This window comes from Anaerobacillus sp. QJM3NY_32 (assembly GCF_056173645.1).
This window is the reverse complement of sequence record NZ_CM149684.1, coordinates 816,845-834,908: the sequence shown is the minus strand read 5'-3', so window position 1 is coordinate 834,908 and position 18,064 is coordinate 816,845. Positions and strand designations below refer to the sequence as shown.

Annotated in this window: 18 protein-coding genes; 3 read left to right on the top strand and 15 right to left on the bottom strand. The window is 39.7% G+C overall.

The annotated features are described in order from the left end of the window. Positions 1–295: 295 nt before the first annotated feature. Positions 296–1,108: an STAS domain-containing protein gene (locus AC0VYH_RS04525; RefSeq protein ID WP_475366667.1), complete on the bottom strand. Its 813-nt coding sequence runs from the start codon at positions 1,106–1,108 to the stop codon at positions 296–298. Between the two features lie 478 nt (positions 1,109–1,586). Here AC0VYH_RS04525 and AC0VYH_RS04520 point away from each other — a divergent pair, with 478 nt between their 5' ends. Then, on the top strand, positions 1,587–1,787 hold the full coding sequence (locus tag AC0VYH_RS04520; RefSeq protein WP_098442444.1) for a cold-shock protein: 201 nt from the start codon (positions 1,587–1,589) through the stop codon (positions 1,785–1,787). A gap of 76 nt (positions 1,788–1,863) precedes the next feature. Here AC0VYH_RS04520 and AC0VYH_RS04515 read toward each other — a convergent pair whose 3' ends face one another. From AC0VYH_RS04515 to AC0VYH_RS04500, 4 genes are all read right to left on the bottom strand, one after another. Continuing rightward, the gene (locus AC0VYH_RS04515; RefSeq protein ID WP_475373344.1) at positions 1,864–2,217 is read right to left on the bottom strand and encodes a cupin; all 354 of its coding nucleotides are present in this window, start codon (positions 2,215–2,217) and stop codon (positions 1,864–1,866) included. Positions 2,218–2,547: 330 nt separating this feature from the next. Next, on the bottom strand, positions 2,548–3,369 hold the full coding sequence (locus AC0VYH_RS04510; RefSeq protein WP_475373343.1) for an MBL fold metallo-hydrolase: 822 nt from the start codon (positions 3,367–3,369) through the stop codon (positions 2,548–2,550). 214 nt (positions 3,370–3,583) lie between these two features. Then, positions 3,584–5,542, bottom strand: coding sequence for a lipoteichoic acid synthase (ltaS, locus tag AC0VYH_RS04505; RefSeq protein WP_475373342.1), 1,959 nt, complete (start codon positions 5,540–5,542; stop codon positions 3,584–3,586). Positions 5,543–5,974: 432 nt separating this feature from the next. Beyond that, positions 5,975–7,459, bottom strand: a complete 1,485-nt coding sequence (locus AC0VYH_RS04500) for an MDR family MFS transporter (protein ID WP_430243763.1) — start codon at positions 7,457–7,459, stop codon at positions 5,975–5,977. A 327-nt stretch (positions 7,460–7,786) separates the two neighbouring features. Between AC0VYH_RS04500 and AC0VYH_RS04495 the strand changes: the two genes are divergently transcribed. Both AC0VYH_RS04495 and chrA read left to right on the top strand, forming a co-directional pair. Further along, entirely contained in the window at positions 7,787–8,095 is a 309-nt protein-coding gene (locus tag AC0VYH_RS04495; protein ID WP_475368474.1) for a PadR family transcriptional regulator, read from the top strand. 12 nt (positions 8,096–8,107) lie between these two features. Beyond that, positions 8,108–9,295 carry a chromate efflux transporter gene (gene chrA / locus AC0VYH_RS04490; RefSeq protein WP_475366662.1) on the top strand — a complete coding sequence of 396 codons (1,188 nt, stop codon included), beginning with the start codon at positions 8,108–8,110 and terminating at the stop codon, positions 9,293–9,295. Between the two features lie 64 nt (positions 9,296–9,359). Here the strand turns inward: chrA and AC0VYH_RS04485 are convergent, their stop codons facing one another. The 10 genes from AC0VYH_RS04485 to AC0VYH_RS04440 form a co-directional block, all read right to left on the bottom strand. Next, complete coding sequence (locus AC0VYH_RS04485) at positions 9,360–10,577, bottom strand: NUDIX domain-containing protein (RefSeq protein WP_475366661.1); 1,218 nt, start codon at positions 10,575–10,577, stop codon at positions 9,360–9,362. Between the two features lie 80 nt (positions 10,578–10,657). Continuing rightward, a complete protein-coding gene (locus AC0VYH_RS04480; RefSeq protein ID WP_194220403.1) occupies positions 10,658–10,843 on the bottom strand; it encodes a hypothetical protein in 186 nt (61 codons plus the stop codon). A gap of 139 nt (positions 10,844–10,982) precedes the next feature. After that, positions 10,983–11,672 (bottom strand): Na-translocating system protein MpsC family protein, encoded by a 690-nt coding sequence (locus AC0VYH_RS04475; RefSeq protein WP_430243768.1) that lies wholly within the window; start codon positions 11,670–11,672, stop codon positions 10,983–10,985. Between the two features lie 145 nt (positions 11,673–11,817). Beyond that, on the bottom strand, positions 11,818–12,240 hold the full coding sequence (locus tag AC0VYH_RS04470; protein ID WP_430243769.1) for an NUDIX hydrolase: 423 nt from the start codon (positions 12,238–12,240) through the stop codon (positions 11,818–11,820). A 6-nt stretch (positions 12,241–12,246) separates the two neighbouring features. Beyond that, positions 12,247–12,438: a hypothetical protein gene (locus AC0VYH_RS04465; RefSeq protein WP_430243771.1), complete on the bottom strand. Its 192-nt coding sequence runs from the start codon at positions 12,436–12,438 to the stop codon at positions 12,247–12,249. 131 nt (positions 12,439–12,569) lie between these two features. Beyond that, the gene (locus AC0VYH_RS04460) at positions 12,570–13,505 is read right to left on the bottom strand and encodes an aldo/keto reductase (RefSeq protein ID WP_475368472.1); all 936 of its coding nucleotides are present in this window, start codon (positions 13,503–13,505) and stop codon (positions 12,570–12,572) included. A gap of 64 nt (positions 13,506–13,569) precedes the next feature. Next, a complete protein-coding gene (locus AC0VYH_RS04455; RefSeq protein WP_475366659.1) occupies positions 13,570–14,589 on the bottom strand; it encodes a phosphotransferase enzyme family protein in 1,020 nt (339 codons plus the stop codon). A gap of 99 nt (positions 14,590–14,688) precedes the next feature. Beyond that, positions 14,689–15,612: a ribose ABC transporter substrate-binding protein RbsB gene (rbsB, locus tag AC0VYH_RS04450; RefSeq protein WP_194220397.1), complete on the bottom strand. Its 924-nt coding sequence runs from the start codon at positions 15,610–15,612 to the stop codon at positions 14,689–14,691. A gap of 10 nt (positions 15,613–15,622) precedes the next feature. Then, complete coding sequence (gene rbsC, locus AC0VYH_RS04445) at positions 15,623–16,576, bottom strand: ribose ABC transporter permease RbsC (protein WP_194220396.1); 954 nt, start codon at positions 16,574–16,576, stop codon at positions 15,623–15,625. Continuing rightward, positions 16,569–18,059: a sugar ABC transporter ATP-binding protein gene (locus AC0VYH_RS04440; RefSeq protein WP_475366657.1), complete on the bottom strand. Its 1,491-nt coding sequence runs from the start codon at positions 18,057–18,059 to the stop codon at positions 16,569–16,571. The genes rbsC and AC0VYH_RS04440 overlap by 8 nt, the downstream gene beginning before the upstream one ends. Positions 18,060–18,064: the final 5 nt, after the last annotated feature.

Sequence of the window (18,064 nt, the reverse complement as noted above, 5' to 3'; positions counted from 1 at the left end):
AATAAAGAAGATCTGATAGCATGACGCTTAGAGAAAGCATCTTAATTCCCTCTTCTGCCTGGCTAAGCCAATCAGGCGTTGCATACCGCCTGTCCTTTGAGACGACATGTTCATACTTTTGGAAGAGAGGATCTTACTAAGATTTTTCGAGACCATTTTATTAGCGATTGACTTCAACGTCAATCGATTTTACTTTAAAAAAACATTCCAATTTTTTCGTTAGTACAAAAAAATACTGCCCGTATTGGACAGCATTACATTATGGATTATTTAGTATAATCTTGCTCATCTATTCTTAAAAAATATGCTTAGCAAGAGCCTGTTTTAACGTACTATGTGTTTGGATGGAAGAAAAATCGATTCCGAGATGAATCATTGTTTGAGCAACTTCTGGTCTTATACCTGCCAAAATCCCTTTCACTCCTAGAAGTTCAAGTGAATAAATAATGTTAAAGATGTTATTTGCGACCATCGTATCCACGATGGTTACGCCAGAAAGATCAATAAATAAATGCGTTAATCGTTTTTCAGTTGATTCTCTTAGAGCTGTTTCCATCAGAAGACTCGCACGATGCGTATCAATATCGCCAACAATTGGTAATACTGCAACACCATCAAGAATCGGAACAACCGGTACAGATAGCTCAAGAAAAACTTCCTGTGCATGGCTAAGCGTATTCTTAAATGATTCCACGTATGCTGTGCTATAGGCATAAACAGCATGATCAAGCAAGTTATCAATGATTTTCCCTACTCTAAAAACACTTTGGACAGTATGATTCGCTTCGATCGTCACAAGTTCAACCACCGACCAAATAGCCTGTCGAACTTCTGAAGTATTTTTTAGTGACTGATCTAACTCAGAGCCGTATTGAACGGCAAGCTCCCCCGTGTCTCTTCCCCACTTTGTTAATCGCGGCATTGTTGTTTCTAAACCACTTAGAATCGCATCTGCGCAAAGCTGAACAAGCTCAGTATGTAATTGCAATGCTTCTGCGTTATCAGCGCCTGGCTTAAGTAAGCCTTTGGCAATATCTAACTTTCTTGCTTCTAGTTGCTTCCCAATCATTTGAACTTCCTGTTCAATGATCGATTCTTGAACTGGCATATCTTCAACCTCCGATGATAAATCGAATCTCTTCTCTATAATAGATGAACTTATTTCATTTTACATTAAAAATTTCATTCCATCTTCATTAATATTTGTAGATACGGTCGATAGTCACAGTTGGTTTGAGGTTCTTTTACAACCTATGACGACCAATTGCTTCACACAAATAATATTTGATTAGAATTTTTACCATATCTTCATTGGTAGAACGACACTAAGAGTCTGTTTGATCAATGTTTTTCACTAACTAACAGTATTCGAACATACCCATACAGTCCTTTGTTTGGAAGTAAAAAAGAACGATTTTTCAGAAGAGGTTTGCTTTTTTTGGGAGACGTGTTATACTAAGGTTAATTATTGTTGTTCGGTACTGATTATTAAAGAGCAGGCTACTTTAGGAAGTACTTACATCTCAAATGATTATGTAGAGCAGTAATAGTAATATTTGTGCAAAATGCACTTGGAGGATACACACATGAACAAAGGTACAGTAAAATGGTTTAACGCAGAAAAAGGTTTTGGCTTCATCGAAGTTGAAGGCGGAGACGACGTATTCGTACATTTCTCAGCTATTCAAGGCGAAGGTTTCAAAACTCTTGAAGAAGGTCAAACAGTTACTTTTGACACTGAGCAAGGTAACCGCGGACCACAAGCTACTAACGTAGTTAAAGCGTAAATCATATAGAAAAAGCTCTTCCCCGGTGGAAGAGCTTTTTTATTATCTTTTTAACTGTTCTTTCTTACACTTCCGGTTACTCCTTCTCCTTCATAAATAACTCTGGATCCACTTCCCCTTCGATCGCAATGGCAGTCAATCCATTCTCTGATGTGGTCTCATGCCATTCGTCAATATTCCAAAAAACAGCATCTCCTTCTCGTACTTTTATTAACTCATCCTCTTCTCCTCTCACAATACCTTCACCTTTGATGATTAACAATAATTGAGGCGTCACAGCTTGATGGAACCCAATTATCCCTTCTTTGTCTAAATACATAACTCCAATATGTACGCTTCCCTCTGTTTGTGAAATTCGGGACATGATGAAGTTTGATCCGAACTTCGTTATTTCTTTTCCTGCCGATTCACCAAAATGATAAATCTTCATATGTGCTACCTCCTCATATAGACCTAGCACCTTCATCTTTTCTACAGTAGCTTTGAAGGACCGTTCTATATTACCATAGTAATGTTTTATTTCCACTTATTCCTATTTTGAAACCTCCTTACATTACTCATTCCCCTCCTCATTCGGTCATTCTTCTAACCGTATTCGATTAATAATGGAATTTCCCTGCTAATTTGTACTTTACCAAGGCGATAAACATTATTGATTTTATGACCATTTACACTCGATTGAGCCAATAATCGAGAATCAACAGTATAAACTACCAAAGCTTTTACAAAAGAAAACCTCCTTTATAAGGAGGCTTTCTCTTCACGTATGAAACAACTTACCTTCAAGCGCTTTTATATATCGAGTCGCCGATAGCTGAACAGATTGATCAGCATTGAATTTCACACTACGATGAAACGCATTGTATAGTCGATCATATTTTAACGACTTCACCTTTCGGGCCATCTCTTCCACCTTTAATGCTGGCAAAGGGATGAGGTTTGGATAGCTATACATAAAGCTTACCCACTCCTGATCAGCTACAACTTGAATAATGTCTCCTGTTAAAAGCAAGCCCCTTTCTTCATTACCTTCTGGTACATGAAGAACTGCTCCTCCTAGGAAATGGCCGCCAAGGCGATATATTGTTAAATCCGAAGTTAGCTTTAATTCCTCCCCGCTCCAAAAACGAATCATTTCAGACTCTCTCATCACCCACTCAGAGTCATCTTCATGAATGTAAATGGGAACGTTAAAGGCTTCTGCCCATTCGACTTGTGCAGAGTAATAATGGGGATGTGAAAGAGCAATTGCATCTAAGCCACCAAGATCATTGATCTTTTGAATAGTATCCGCATCAATATAAGAAATGCAATCCCAAAGCAGATTAAATCCCTTACTCTGAATGTAGTATGCTGTTTGTCCAATCCCAAAAGTGGGTGCTGTCGTCACACTATGTAGTCCTTTTTCTTCCTCAATGATCTGGTTTTGAAATTGAGCTGCTTGCATTTCCTCCAGTGTTGTCCACTCTTGCCCTTCAGGATTAACGTATTGTCTTTCTTCTTTACAAATAGGGCATGTATCCGGATTCTTTTCCATCATCTCATATTGCGTCCCACAAGTGATACAGATCGGTCGCTTCATTCCTATCTCCCTCTTTCCAAAGATTGATATCTATATGGAAATGATAACCTACTTAAAGAAACAAAAACTCTAGCTATTTACTTATTTTCATCTACAACTTTAGATGGAGATAGGCTATGTTTAACTTGAATAAGCCAAAAATGGTGAATCACCAGCATGCACTAATCTTGCATATAAAAAAGCAACCTGCCACATTAGGCAGGTTGCTTTGTCATTATTTCTGTTCTTTTTCTTGAGCTGGATCTTCTTGTACAGGTTCCAGTTGATCCACTGTATAGTTGTAATCGTTACGATCAACAGGAGTGAAGCCATCAGGTTCATAGAAACGAAGTAGATCACCATAGACGACTTTATCTGATAGTTCCAGTGATTCTTCGACAAACTGTCCTGCCTGCTCACATGCCTCTGCGTCTACTTTTTCTCCTGTAGGATTCGCATAGCACTTCTCGTTAACAGATGTTACTTCTGGTGTTACAAAATCACCATTTCGGAAAGGTACAATCTCACGGTGGTCATCTGAAAGAAGATCGGATCCGAATGAGATAAAATCATCTGTTTCAACACCTAGTAGGTGAAGAACCGTATCACGAACGTCCATATGACCACCATATTCATGTACTTGCTTTCCTTCTACGCCAGGGGCTGTAATGAAAAGAGGGACACGCTGTAATTGAGCATTTTCATATGCGCCGACCTCTTCTCCCATTACCTCTGACATCGCCGTATTATGGTTATTAGAAATACCATAATGGTCACCATACATGACAATCATTGTATTATCGTAAAGACCTGATTCTTTCAGATCATTAAAGAATTGTTCAATCGACTCATCCATATATTTAGCTGTTTGGAAATAGCCATTTACGACTGAGTCATTTGTTTCAGGTGTTGGGAAATCAACATCACCTTCGTCCATAGTAAACGGAAAGTGGTTTGATAAAGTAAGCATTTTCGCTTCAAACGGTTGTTCTAGACTTTCAAGATATGGAATGGATTGTTCAAAGAACGGCTTATCTTTAAGACCATAGTTATGAACATCTTCTTCATTCATATCGTAATAACTTGAATCAAAGAATTTCTGAATACCAAATGACTTATACATTTCATCACGGTTCCAGAATGTTTTCCCATTACCGTGTAGGGAAGCTGTGGAATAACCTTTTTGTTCAAGAATCGCAGGCTGTGCCTGGTAAGTGTTACGCGCTTTTTCCATTGCTACTGATCCACTTGGTAATGGATAGAGAGAATTCGCCATCATAAATTCTGCGTCAGACGTTTTCCCCTGACCAACCTGGTGGAAGAAATTATCAAAATAGAACGTATTCTGATCTTCAATAAGACTATTTAAGAATGGTGTTACTTCCTGACCATCTACTTCTCTTCCGATCACGAAACTTTGAAGTGATTCTAATGAAATGTAAATCACATTCATCCCTTCAGCCTTACCGAAATACTCTGGGTTTGGTTCTGTACGGTTTGCTTCTACGAAGTTTCTTACGTCCGTTAAGTCATCGCTACTTGCGAATGCACTCTGAGAGCTTGACTTAACTGTCGTCACGGCATCAAAGATTTGGTAATTGAACTGTCCAAGATACTTCACAATATACGTACGATCAAAAGCACGCGTTAGTAATTCAGGACGATCAGCTTCAGCAAGCCCCAGGTTCACTGTAAAGAATACTGCTGCTGATGCGAAAACAAGCGCGATTTTCTTCTTTTTCATCGCTACTTGTGGCTTGATAACTTTAAATAAAATCAAGCTAAGAATAAGCAGTGTATCAATGAAATAGAAAGCATCCGAGAACTGCATTAAAGCAAAAGCACTATCTTTTAATTCTCCTGCATCATTCGTATGCATCACAGTCGGTAGTGTAATAAAGTCATTAAAGAATCGGTAGTACACAACGTTTGCATAGAGAATAAATGAAAGTACAAAATCAATAATGAGGATTGCCCATGCTCGTTTACGTCCTTTAAAGAACAGCGCAAATCCAAAGAATAGAAGTAATGAACTAATTGGGTTTAAGACTAATAGGAACGATTGCATACCATTTTGAATTCCAAGATCAAATTCAGTCTGATAGACAGCGTACATTTTTAACCAGAATAATAGAATCACGCCAATGAACAGTGTCCATGGCTTATTAATCTGACTGCTTAATTTATTTCGCATGTCAGTTGAAGACCTCCTTGTATGTGATACAAATATCTTTTTAATCTATTTTAATTGTAAATTTGTAAATTCTTTTTAAATCCTAATACTTGAGTATAATACTCCCTAGAAAATTTAATGTCAACTTCCACTCTAGGAGAGCATAAATCATTGTCCTTCTATGAAAACGTTCTTTTAACACATTAGTAAAGTTACCTCGCAAATCGTAACCCTACTGTTAAAGAATAGAGAAAATAAGGAAAGGAGCATACATTATTTGGGATGTAAATGTAAAATACCTCCATTAATTTCTTTCTCTTTCTTAAACTCATTTAAACCATCTACATCTTTTCAATTATATTACATTTTCACTTTCTACAAAAAAGCATAAAGTCGCATATTTGGTTACAGAGTTGTGACAACTAAAAAAGCGCCTCAAGAGAGACGCTTTTCTTATTCATTTACAGCTTGTGCTTCAGGTTGCCCTGTTTGATCTTCAGGTAATGCTTTTCGAATAAAGAGAGCCACTAAGAAACCAACTATAGCAAATCCAAATGCTACAAGATAGACAAGTTCAACTCCTGATACGAGTGACTCGCTAATGGTTTGTGGGTTTGCTGGGTTTGAAGCATTATCGAGATAAGTCTGTTGTCGCGTTGTCATGATGCTAATGAAAACAGAGACACCGATCGCTCCTGAAACAGGTTGTAGCGTGTTCATAATGGCCGTGCCATGCGGATAAAGTTTTTTCGGAAGACCATTTAATCCATTCGTTTGAGCTGGCATCATGATCGCTGAAATCGATAGCATGAGTAAGATGTAAGTTACAACGATTAATGTAATCGATGTATTTATCCCTAGCTTACTAAATGTAAACATCACACCTACAAGGACAAACGTTGCTGGGATAATTAGTTTTCTTGGACCAAACTTATCAAATAATTTCCCCATCACCGGTGACATCAGTCCATTTAACAGCGCTCCCGGAAGGAGAATTAACCCTGCCGTTTGAGGAGTTAATGCTAGCGGTCCTTGCATGTACATCGGAAGGATAATTTCTGATGAGAACATGGCCATAATGATGATGATAAACAACAATACGGCTACAGTGAACATCGGATATTTAAACACTCGCACATCCAGCATCGGCTCTTCTAATTTCAGCTGCCTGATCACAAAAATAACGAGGGAGATAACTCCAATAACGAGAGGATAAAAGACTTGTGGTGCTAAATAGCCAACCTCTCCCTCTCCGGCAAAGCTAAACGCTAGAACAATTCCCCCAAATCCAATAGTAGATAAAAGGATGGAAAGCACATCTACTTTTGGCTTTGTTACCTCTCCAACATTTTTTAGGAATTTATAGCCAAATGCGATTGAAAATAACGCGAATGGAATAACCGTAATAAAGAGATAACGCCAGCCGAGCTGATCGACGATAATGCCTGAAAGAGTTGGTCCAATTGCAGGAGCAAACATAATAACAAGCCCAACTGTCCCCATAACAGTACCGCGTCGTTCTGGCGGGAATATAAGAAGAAACGTGTTAAAAATAATTGGAATTAATAATCCAGTACCAACTGCTTGTAAAAGCCGTCCGCTTAAGAGAACGCCGAAAGTTGGCGCAATTGCACATATGAGCGTTCCTATTGTAAATACGGTCATTGTGCCGATAAACATCTGTCTCGTTGTAAACGACTGAAGAAGAAGCGCCGAGATTGGAGTTAATATCCCCATCACAAGCAAGAATCCTGTAGCCATCCATTGAACTGTGGCAGGCGTTACACTAAATTTCTCCATTAAAGTAGTTAACGCGATATTCAAAAGTGTTTCATTTAAGATGGCAAAAAACGCTCCGATTATAAGAGAGATCATGACTGGTTTGACGTTGAAATTCGGATCGTCAGCCAAGAATTCGTATGTTTGTTTTTCCTCCATCTATTCCCCTCCTTTTTCTATGACGGTTGCGTACAAAAAGATGTATTTCTATTAGGATTTACCGTTCAAATGTCTTCTAAACAACAGTCCATATCTTACTATACCTGAAGAAGTAATAAAAGAAATTAGCTTATTCTTTCTTTTAAGATTAGGATTTATTGAATCAGCTTACTGCTCCTTCACTCCAATACTTATCAGAACGAAATATTAAAGGTTTGTAAATAAGCTTGGCAAGACCTTGTTTAACTTCCTACTCCACTATACAATAATAGCGATACCAATATCGCAATTCGATATCGATTTGCAATATCAGAGAGGTGGCTACTTTTGGATAATAAAATTCTGCGAAAGCTTTTTCTAGGCTTCATTCAAACCCATATTCTCCATCATGCTAAGGAAGAACCGATATATGGAACCTGGATGCTTGAAGAACTGCGTGAACATGGCTATGAAATGAGCTCGGGGACCTTATACCCGATCCTTCACAGTATGGAGAAAGACGAACTGCTGACCAAAGCAGAAAGCAACGTAAATGGGAAAATTCGAAAATACTATCGCACGACCGATAAAGGTGAACAAGTCTTAGCAGAAGCTCAATCAAAAGCCTATGAGCTATTTAAAGAAATTAAAGACTAACGGAGGACAAACATGCCTGGTAAACATAGCTTCAAAACATTTATTGAAATACTTCTTGTATCATCGCGACTTGGTCTTACTTCATTCGGAGGGCCAGTTGCTCATCTTGCCTATTTTAAAAATGAATATGTCGATCGAAAAAAGTGGCTTGATGATAAAATGTACGCTGACATTATTGCTCTTTGTCAATTTTTGCCTGGACCTGCAAGTAGTCAGGTAGGAATTGCAATCGGAATGATGCGCGGCGGGATGCTCGGTGGTTTCCTATCCTGGTTTGGCTTCACGATCCCATCCATTCTTATTCTTGTCATCTTCGCCATGCTTTATCAAACCTTCTCACTCGGAGATGGGATTTTCATTCATAGTTTAAAAATTGTCGCGGCTGCTGTCGTTCTACATGCCATCATTGGCCTAGGAAAGAAACTCACACCTGACCGAACGAGAATCGCGATCGCATTAGCGGCAGCACTCATTATGCTCCTCTATCCCTCAGCATGGATGCAACTCCTTATTATCGTAGGCGCTGGACTGCTTGGGTTACGTCTTTTCAATGATAAGACAGAATCTAACGTAAAACCGTTTCCTGTTTCTTTATCAAAAAAAGTTGGTGTATGTGCGCTTATCCTTTTAGTAACGCTTTTAATCGCATTACCTATACTCAACCGGTTTACCGATAACGCTCTGCTTCATTTATTTGACATGTTCTTTCGAGTTGGAGCGCTTGTATTCGGCGGTGGTCATGTTGTGCTTCCGATGATCGAACGCGAAATTGTTCCACAGGGACTTCTCTCAGCTGATCAATTTCTAGCTGGTTATGGGATGGCCCAGGCTGTTCCAGGTCCACTATTTACTTTCGCTAGCTACCTGGGTACGATGCTAGAAGGGTTTACAGGTGCTATTGTCGTCACAGTCGCAATTTTCTTACCGTCTTTCCTTTTGATCACGGCAGCACTCCCTTTTCTAAACGAGTTACGAAAACGCGCTTCTTTTCAAAAAATATTAATCGGCGTGAACGCGAGCGTTGTCGGAATACTATTGGCTGCCTTTTATGATCCCGTTTTCAAAAGTGCCATAATAAAAGGAGAAGACTTTGCCCTTGCAGCGATTTTATTCGCTCTCCTTTCAATTTGGAAACTCCCAGCATGGATGATCGTTTTAATCGGAGTTATCGGTGGTTATGTGATTCAGCTTATAAGTTAATGAAAGAAGACGTCGCAATAGCGACGTCTTCTTTCATTAACCATCGTTACTTCCATGTGAGTCTTTATTGATCACTTGGCATCAAACCATCTTCACATATGGTAATGTCCCACGCTAAAATCGTCGTACTGTCTCTTACATTCTTATTCTTTATTTCCTCTAATAACCTATGGATATCCTCCTTAATAAAATCGCCCTTCAATCGATCGATCACTTCCTCTGATTGATGAAAATTCGAATTCGGACATTCAAGAAGTCCATCCGTTGTTAAAAAGATACGATTTATACCTTTTCTCAGCTCCTTTGTTCCTGTGCTAAAGCATGGAACGATCGTATCAAAGGTGTTCACTTCACCAATCCACTCATAGAAACTGCGATGGTTTTGAATCGCTTCCCCAAGCCCCTCTAAATCTGCATGCAATAGAAACAACAAACAATCCCCAACTGAGAACCACCATAAATACTTGCCTTTTCTAACAACGAGCAAGCATGCCGTTTCTCCTTCTACTTCCCTGCATTTTTGTTTAAAGTCTTCATCTTGGAAAAGCGCTAAGACTGTTGGCTGCAATTCACTCATCGCTTCTCTCGTTTCTTTGGCTATAATGCTTGAGATAGTCGAACGGTTCCGCTCAAACTCATCTAGAATTAGCCCTGCACTACTGGCGGTTTTATGCGCATCTAAAACCATGGCTAATTCCCAATCAACACCATTCCAAACAAGACATCCATCTTCGTTCTTCGTTTGACCAGCTGATGAATTTCCACCAAATCGCCCCACGTGAACTTTCCCAACTTGAGAACACGAGGGCTCATCTAGATATGCTTTCTCACTACCTACCCATCGTATACTGTTTCCTTCACTACGGTTATTCTCACTGAGCTCCGTTTCACCCTTATGGATTGCAAGAGATTGGGCCAGTTCTTCCGGATATACATTCAAAGTCTTTAATTTAGCTAACGATACCCAAACAGCCTTATACGTTCCACGACGATAATCAGCCGTCATAAATTCATCGCCTGATCCGCTTCCAAAATCCCCCTGAATAATACTAGCCTTATAGTAATAATTTTCTCTATCCTGGAGGGTACAATATAGCTCTGACAGCTGTACCTCCACACCAAGCTCTTCAACAGCTTCTCTTCTTGCAGCTTGTTCAGGCGTTTCGTTAGTCTCAATCCCGCCACCTGGAATCACATAATATACTTTCCCATTTCGCTTTCGCTCTATTAGCGCGATCTGATTATTCTCGATAAGAATAACTCCCGCTCTTTTTCTTAACACTAATGTTCCCCCTTAATCCGACTGCTTTAACATACTTACAACATTCGTAACTCAAGGGGGAACCTCCTTCTTTCTTTATATTATTGAAGACTCCCCTTACAAAAACTGCATATTTCATAAGATTTTTTTTCAACCAGTTTTCGAAGATACAAAGGGTCATGTGTCCCCTCCCTTTCTTGAACTGGAGTAGTATGGAATTCACATTGATCTCCAGCGAAAGGCGTGCGATGAATCACTCGTTTTGAGTGATCAATTAAATATTTCATCATTTTCCTCCTTGAATCATTTTTGGATGATAGGTACTTAACAAACTAGGAAGAAAATAAAAAAAGCCGAAAAGAACCAGGTTCCTGGTTCTTTTCGGCTTATCACTGGTTCTATCGCCCAGTTTATTTCCACCTAATCTTAATTTGGTTTCATAATAATCGTAATGTAGCTTTTATCTAAAGTAAAATCCCAGTCTACGAAGATATCCTCCACTTTTGCCGAAAGAATCGATTCGAATTGATGATCGTGTAACAACCCTTTTTCAAGTCGTCTTTTCGTTAACTTGAGTTCCTCTTCAAAACCATCGCGAATTAACTCTTTTTCAATCCGAACGAGAATACCTTCTCGAAGAACAACTAACGTACGATCATTCAACTTACAAGAGTCTACGTTTTCAGGTGCTTTTTCTGCAAGCTTACTAACGCGAATGATCTGATCATGAACTTGCTCTTTTTCTTTATACCCTTCAAGTTCGCGTCCTTCAAATGAATTCACTTCTTTCATCACACCAACAATGATACCTGATCGGTTATGAAGCGACCAATCATGGTAGAACGATTCAATCTCAATATCCGCCATCACACGGATAGACGCTTTGATCTCAGGAAGTAATCCAAGCATGAGAAGATCTCTTGTTTCTTCTACACGCATATCTTCTTTCTGATCGACTAGAACGCGTTCCATAGGTGCTAGAAAGTCACGAAAATAGATTGTCATGTAAGGCTCTTGAATCGACACATAAACAGACGATGGCCCTTTTCCAAAATTATCTCTTAACAGCTTGCCAACATAGCTGGCAATTTCAGCTTCATTTGATTTCCGTTCCATTAAGTTCATCCTTTGTTTAGACAGAAACATATTATTCCCCGTCCAGTAATCATTATAGTAGTCTTTCCTAATCAATGAAAGAATATGGATTGATTTTGATATTTCAATTAGATGACAGTGTGTTGTGAACGAAAGAAAATTCCTATTAGAACTGATTCAACACTTGATCTAATCCATTAGGGTAACAGTATTCTATATCATTAAGTATGTCTTCGACCGCTAACCACTCTGCCACAGCATCCCCTTCAATAAAGGAAAATCTTTCTTTCATATAATGAGCCTCATCAATAAACGAAACCGTATACAATTGAATCAATTCATGAGACCATTTCTGATCGATTTGAAACCTATTTTCGAGACACGTTATGTATTTCTCTACTTTTATATCAATACCTAGCTCTTCTTTAAATTCTCTCACAACCGTTTCATTAGAGGGCTCTCCTAACTCTATATTCCCACCTAATGGTCGATAATAACCTCCTAAACCATTTGAGTGCTTACCATAAAATGCTTCAACAAGAATCTTATCTTCTCTAAATAGAAGGCCGAGCGCTTTCACTTTAATCACATCGAGTTACCTCCTATTTTGATTCTTCTTTTTCCTCTTCATCACTAACCAGACGACGCGCTGAAATACCACAGCAAGGGCACCGAGAGACATGATCATTCCAGGGCGTGCCGCTCGATCATCTTCAAACAGGAAAATAAGCAGAATAGCAATGAGAACGAGAGAAAGAGTAAGAGAAAAGAGCACACCTTTTTTCAATTCGAAGTCCTCCTTTTAGGCAAGTAAGATGACCGCGGAAATAATCTACTTTCACATACACATTACCACTTAAAGCACCTTAATGACACTGAAAAACCAGAGGACATTACATCCTCTGGTTAATCCCTCTCTTACTTAAAAATTTGATCGATTCGCTGTACTTCTTCACTCGTTAACTTCACATCAAGCGTTTTTAAGTTATCAACAACCTGCTCTTGACGTTTGGCTCCTGGTATTAGGACATCAATGCTATCACGAGTTAAGTACCATGCCAGCACCATATGAGGAACTTCAACGCCTTTTGCGTTTGCCATTTCGCGAACCTGGTCAACCTTCCTAAGATTCTCTTTAAATGCCTCCCCCTGGAATAAAGGATCCTTAGCACGAATATCATCGAAGGTTGTATTCTCATCATACTTACCAGCTAGAAGTCCTGAGGCAAGAGGGAAATATGGAACAAAAGAAATGCCTTGTTCTGCCGTATAAGGAAGGAGATCCTCCTCAGCTTCGCGATGGAATAAGTTATAGTGACTTTGAAGAACGTCAACATAGCCGTCTTTATTCGCTTCTTTCAACTGCTCCAAGTTGAAGTTAGATACACCAATAGATTTAATCTTGCCTTGATCTTTCAATTCCTTTAGAGCTCCTACTGCTTCGGCTTTCGGAGTATCTTCGTCAGGAAAATGAATGTAAAATAAATCGATGTAATCTGTTTGGAGGCGATTCAAGCTATTCTCAACTGATTGCTTCAAGAAAGCTGGTGAATTATTTAAAACAACCTCTTCCCCCTTAAATTCATGAGCCCCTTTCGTAGCGAGGACGATATCGTCGCGACTGCCTCGCTCTTTAATGACTTGACCAACGAGCTCTTCTGAACGCTCTGGTCCATATATATAGGCTGTATCAAGTAAGTTAATGCCATTATCAAGTGCTGCCCTTACGAGATCTTTCCCAGTTTCTTCATTTAAGTTCGGATAAATGTTATGTCCACCAACTGCGTTCGTACCTAATCCGATCGGATTTGCTTGTAAACCTGATTTTCCAATTTGTACTTTTGCCACTTTCATTCATCCTTTCTATTAAAAGCTTCGCAAAAGTACATTACCACTTCTTACTAATTGGAAAACATCGCTACGCGTTTTCAATACGATTTTTTAATTCTTCAAAAGCTGGTTTCGCTATTAATTCGGATCGCATCAAACGCGAACGAATGCCATCCAACATCCCTTTCTCCTTATCATTCATCCGTTCAACATCAAACTTTTTATGAAACACAGTATAAAGCTCAAAGTCTCTTAAACGCAGGAAGTAAGGAATGGTCTTGAGCCACTCGTCTGAGACGTGAATTTCTTCTCGATATCCTTTCAAAAATGAACGTAAAAATTCTGTCGCAAAGGTTGAACGCTCCGTAAGCGAAGCTGTTCCACATTTTTGCCAGACAGCATAATAAACGGGGATCGCAATATCACTAATATAGTAGTGATACATACTATCGTCGAAATCGAAGAGATGAATACTCTTACCATCAAAATGAAAATTGCCATAATGGACATCTGAGTGAATGAGACCAAACGTTTTTCCTGTTTCATGAAAGGTCTGTATCTCTTCAATTAGTCGTTTACCTTCTATAATAATTCGAGCATCCGCTGTTTTTGAAAGATACCGATCGAATTGAAGCAGGTCACCTGCATCCCATCTCTGTCGCTGAACTGAAACCTGATTTCTCATGGAAATACCGTGCAGTTTCCCAATTTCCTTTCCCCATGCTTCGAACAAGGGAGATCCAAATATAGGATCATCAACTTTAACCGCTCTTCCCGGCACTTTATTAAATAGACAGGCAAAGAACTGCCCATTTGCTGACGAGAAGATCTCAATCATTTCATTGTATTTTGAAGGGTAAGCGCGCGCTACATGAGCCCCTTCATCGTATAAATGATTGACCCATACAAGTTCCGACTTCACTTCTTCTATTGTGCGATGTGAGCTATGAGTAAAGCGAAGGATCCAGAAATTGTTTTTTTCTTCTACTTCAAAAACATAGTTTTCGAAATCCCCTAGCTTTTTCACACCTATCTTCTGAATACCAAACCGATCAATCGCTTCATCGACAAACGTTTGGGAGAACATTGCTTCAATCCACGCTTCCATCTCCACAACCTCCTTGTTTTCTACTATAAATAATTTCGACTCTCGTCTCACATTTCCTTTTAAACAGAAAAACGCCCCCAATAGTGGGAGCGTTAACTGTTATTCTGTCTCTTCTGTAACAAGTTTCAAAGGCACTGGTATCGTTTCGTCTACTTCGTTTCCTTTTAGTACATCGACGCCTGCCTGAACAGCAAGAGAACCGATCTCTTCAGGTTGCTGTGCCACTGTTGCAGATAGCTTACCATCTTTAATGCTATTAATCGCATCTTCGTTTCCATCAAATCCAACAACTAGAACATCTTTACCTGAGCTTTGGATTGCCTGAATAGCGCCTAGCGCCATCTCATCATTATGAGCAAATACGGCTTTAATGTCCGGATTACCCTGAAGCAAGTTTTCCATCGTATTTAACCCTTCCGTACGATCGAAGTTCGCTGTTTGTTTTGCCACAACATCAAGCTTTTCATCCGCAATATTATGGAATCCTTGACCACGTTCACGAGTAGCGGAAGCACCCGGTACACCTTCAAGCTCAGCTACTTTAGCTCCTTCACCTAGCTGTTCAACAAGAAACTCTCCAGCCATTTCTCCTCCTTTTTCATTATCAGAGGATACGAGAGTCGCCACATCACCTTTTTCAGCTGAGCGATCAAGAGTAACGACGGGAATACCGAGGCTATTCGCTGATTGTACAGCTGTTGAAATCGCAGCTGAGTCCGTTGGATTAATTAATAGAACGTCGACTCCTTGTTGAATAAGATCTTCTACATCGTTAATCTGTTTTGCCGCATCATTTTGCGCATCGACAACAACAACATCCATTCCATTTTCCTTTGCTTCTGCTTCGACGCCATCTTTCATCGAAACAAAAAATGGATTATTTAACGTTGAAACAGATAAACCAATTTTAATATCTTCTATATCCGTTTCCTGACTCGGTTTCGCCCATTCAGGTGGCTGAAGCGAACACGCTCCAAGCACAAGCAGTGACAAACTAAGCAGAAGTGGCAATAGCTTTTTCATAGTAATCCTCCTAAGCTGCTTTTTTACGATCAATTAGTACAGCAATGATAATAACAATACCCTTAACAACCATCTGGAAGAATGAAGATACTCCGAGTAGATTTAAACCATTGTTTAACGTACCGATAATTAATGCACCGATTAACGTACCAACAATTAATCCTCGTCCTCCGGAGAGGCTTGTTCCGCCTAGTACTACAGCAGCAATGGCATCAAGCTCATAAGATGTACCTGCCGTCGGTTGTGCTGAATTCAATCTAGACGTTAGAATTGCCCCCGCAAGAGCTGACAGTAGACCTGCAAGTGAATAGATCATCACTTTAATTTTATCGACTTTAATGCCTGAAATAAGGGCAGCTTTCTCATTACCACCAATGGCATAAGTTTTTCGTCCGAATGGAGTTTTATGAAGAATAATCCAAAGCACTGCGAAAGAAAGCAGCATCGTGATCGCTGGAACTGGAATACCGAGGAAATAACCTCTTCCAAAAAGTTGGAAAGCATAGCTATCGCCGAGACCTGTAATTGGATTTCCATCCGTGTACACTAGCGTTAACCCTCTGAACATCGTCATCGTTGCGAGCGTTGCAATAAATGGTGCCATCTTTCCCTTTGTAATTAATAGTCCGTTAACCATGCCCATTAAAGCACCAAGCAATGAACCAATGAGAATAGCTAGAATCGGATCAATTCCGGATACCATCATCCCAGCCATAAGCGCACTTGATAGCGCTAGAATCGAACCAACAGATAAATCAATCCCACCTGTTAAAATAACAAATGTCATGCCATACGCAATTAAAGCATTGATCGCTACTTGTCTAAGTAAATTCAATAGGTTTAGTGGTTCTAAAAAACTCGGGTTCATGATGGAAACGGTTACAACTAAAACGAGTAAGCCTAATAGCGGTCCAAGCTTCTGCATGATATTCCCAACATGGTTTGTTTTTAGCGCATTATTCATCTTCTTGACCTCCTGTTGCCAGCGTCATTATTTTCTCTTGCGTTGCTTCTTCTTTTAATACTTCACCAGTCATATGACCTTCACGGAAAACAAGAATGCGATCGCTCATTCCGAGCACTTCAGGTAACTCTGAGGAAACCATAATGATCGCCACTCCTCGATCGGTTAACTCATTCATTAACTGATAGATTTCGCGTTTGGCGCCCACGTCAACACCTCGTGTTGGTTCATCAAGAATGAGGACTTTTGGACCGATACCAATCCATTTCGCAATAACTACTTTTTGCTGGTTACCTCCAGAAAGGTTTTTGGCACTTGTTTTAGCTGACTCCGTCTTAATCGTTAGTCGTTTAATCAACAGCTCCACGAAATCTTCTTCACTCTTCTCATTGATTATCCCTTTTGGTGCAAAGCTATAGAGACTTGGTAAAGCAATGTTATCTTTTAGCGAGAAATCGAGCACAAGACCTTCTTCTTTCCGATCTTCCGTAATAAAACCAAGTCCCAACTGAACAGCCTGGTGAGGACTTTTAATAACAACTTGTTTGCCATTCAGTAGAATGTCACCAGTATATTTCCCATCGAGTCCAAAAATGGTACGCATGATTTCCGTTCTTCCTGCACCCATTAGTCCGGATACACCAACAATTTCCCCTGATCTTACTGAGAAACTAACATTCTCAAACACACCTTTTCTGGATAAACCCTTTACTTCCAACATCGTTTCTCCAAGCTTAGGTGACCGTTCAGGGAAACGATCCGTTAATTCTCGCCCCACCATTTTGCGAACAACTTCGTCAAAGCTCGTTTCTGGAATAGGCTTTGTATCGACTGTTTTTCCATCTCGCATAACCGTAATGCTGTCACAAATGGTGAAAATCTCTTCCATTCTGTGAGAAATGTAGACGATGGAAACACCGCTTTTCTTTAGAGAGCGAATCACCTGGAACAACGTTTGTATTTCGCGTTCTGTTAACGCTGCAGTCGGCTCATCCATGATAATTACTTTCGCATCTGTCATTAACGCTTTGGCAATTTCAATCATTTGCTGTTGCCCAACCGAGCATTTCCCAGCTTCCTGCTGAAGAGGAATCGAGATAGCTAACTTCTTAAATTGCTCATTCGCAATCGCTTTCATTTTTTTCGTATGAATAAGCCCAAAAGATGTAACCGGTTCCTTATTGATGAATAAGTTCTCCAATACCGTTAACTCAGGCCAGATGTTCAGCTCTTGATGAATAAAAGCGACACCGTTTTCTTCTGCTTCTTTTGGGTTATCAAAAACGCGTTCTTGTCCATCTATCACGATTGTTCCGCTGTCTTTCTTATGAAGACCTGTGAGAATGTTCATGAGCGTCGATTTCCCTGCTCCATTCTCTCCCATAAGCGCATGAACTTCGGCATCCTGGATGTCAATGTTCACTCCTTCAAGTACTTTATTTGCGCCAAATGCTTTATGAATTTCCTTCATGCTAATTTGCATGCTGC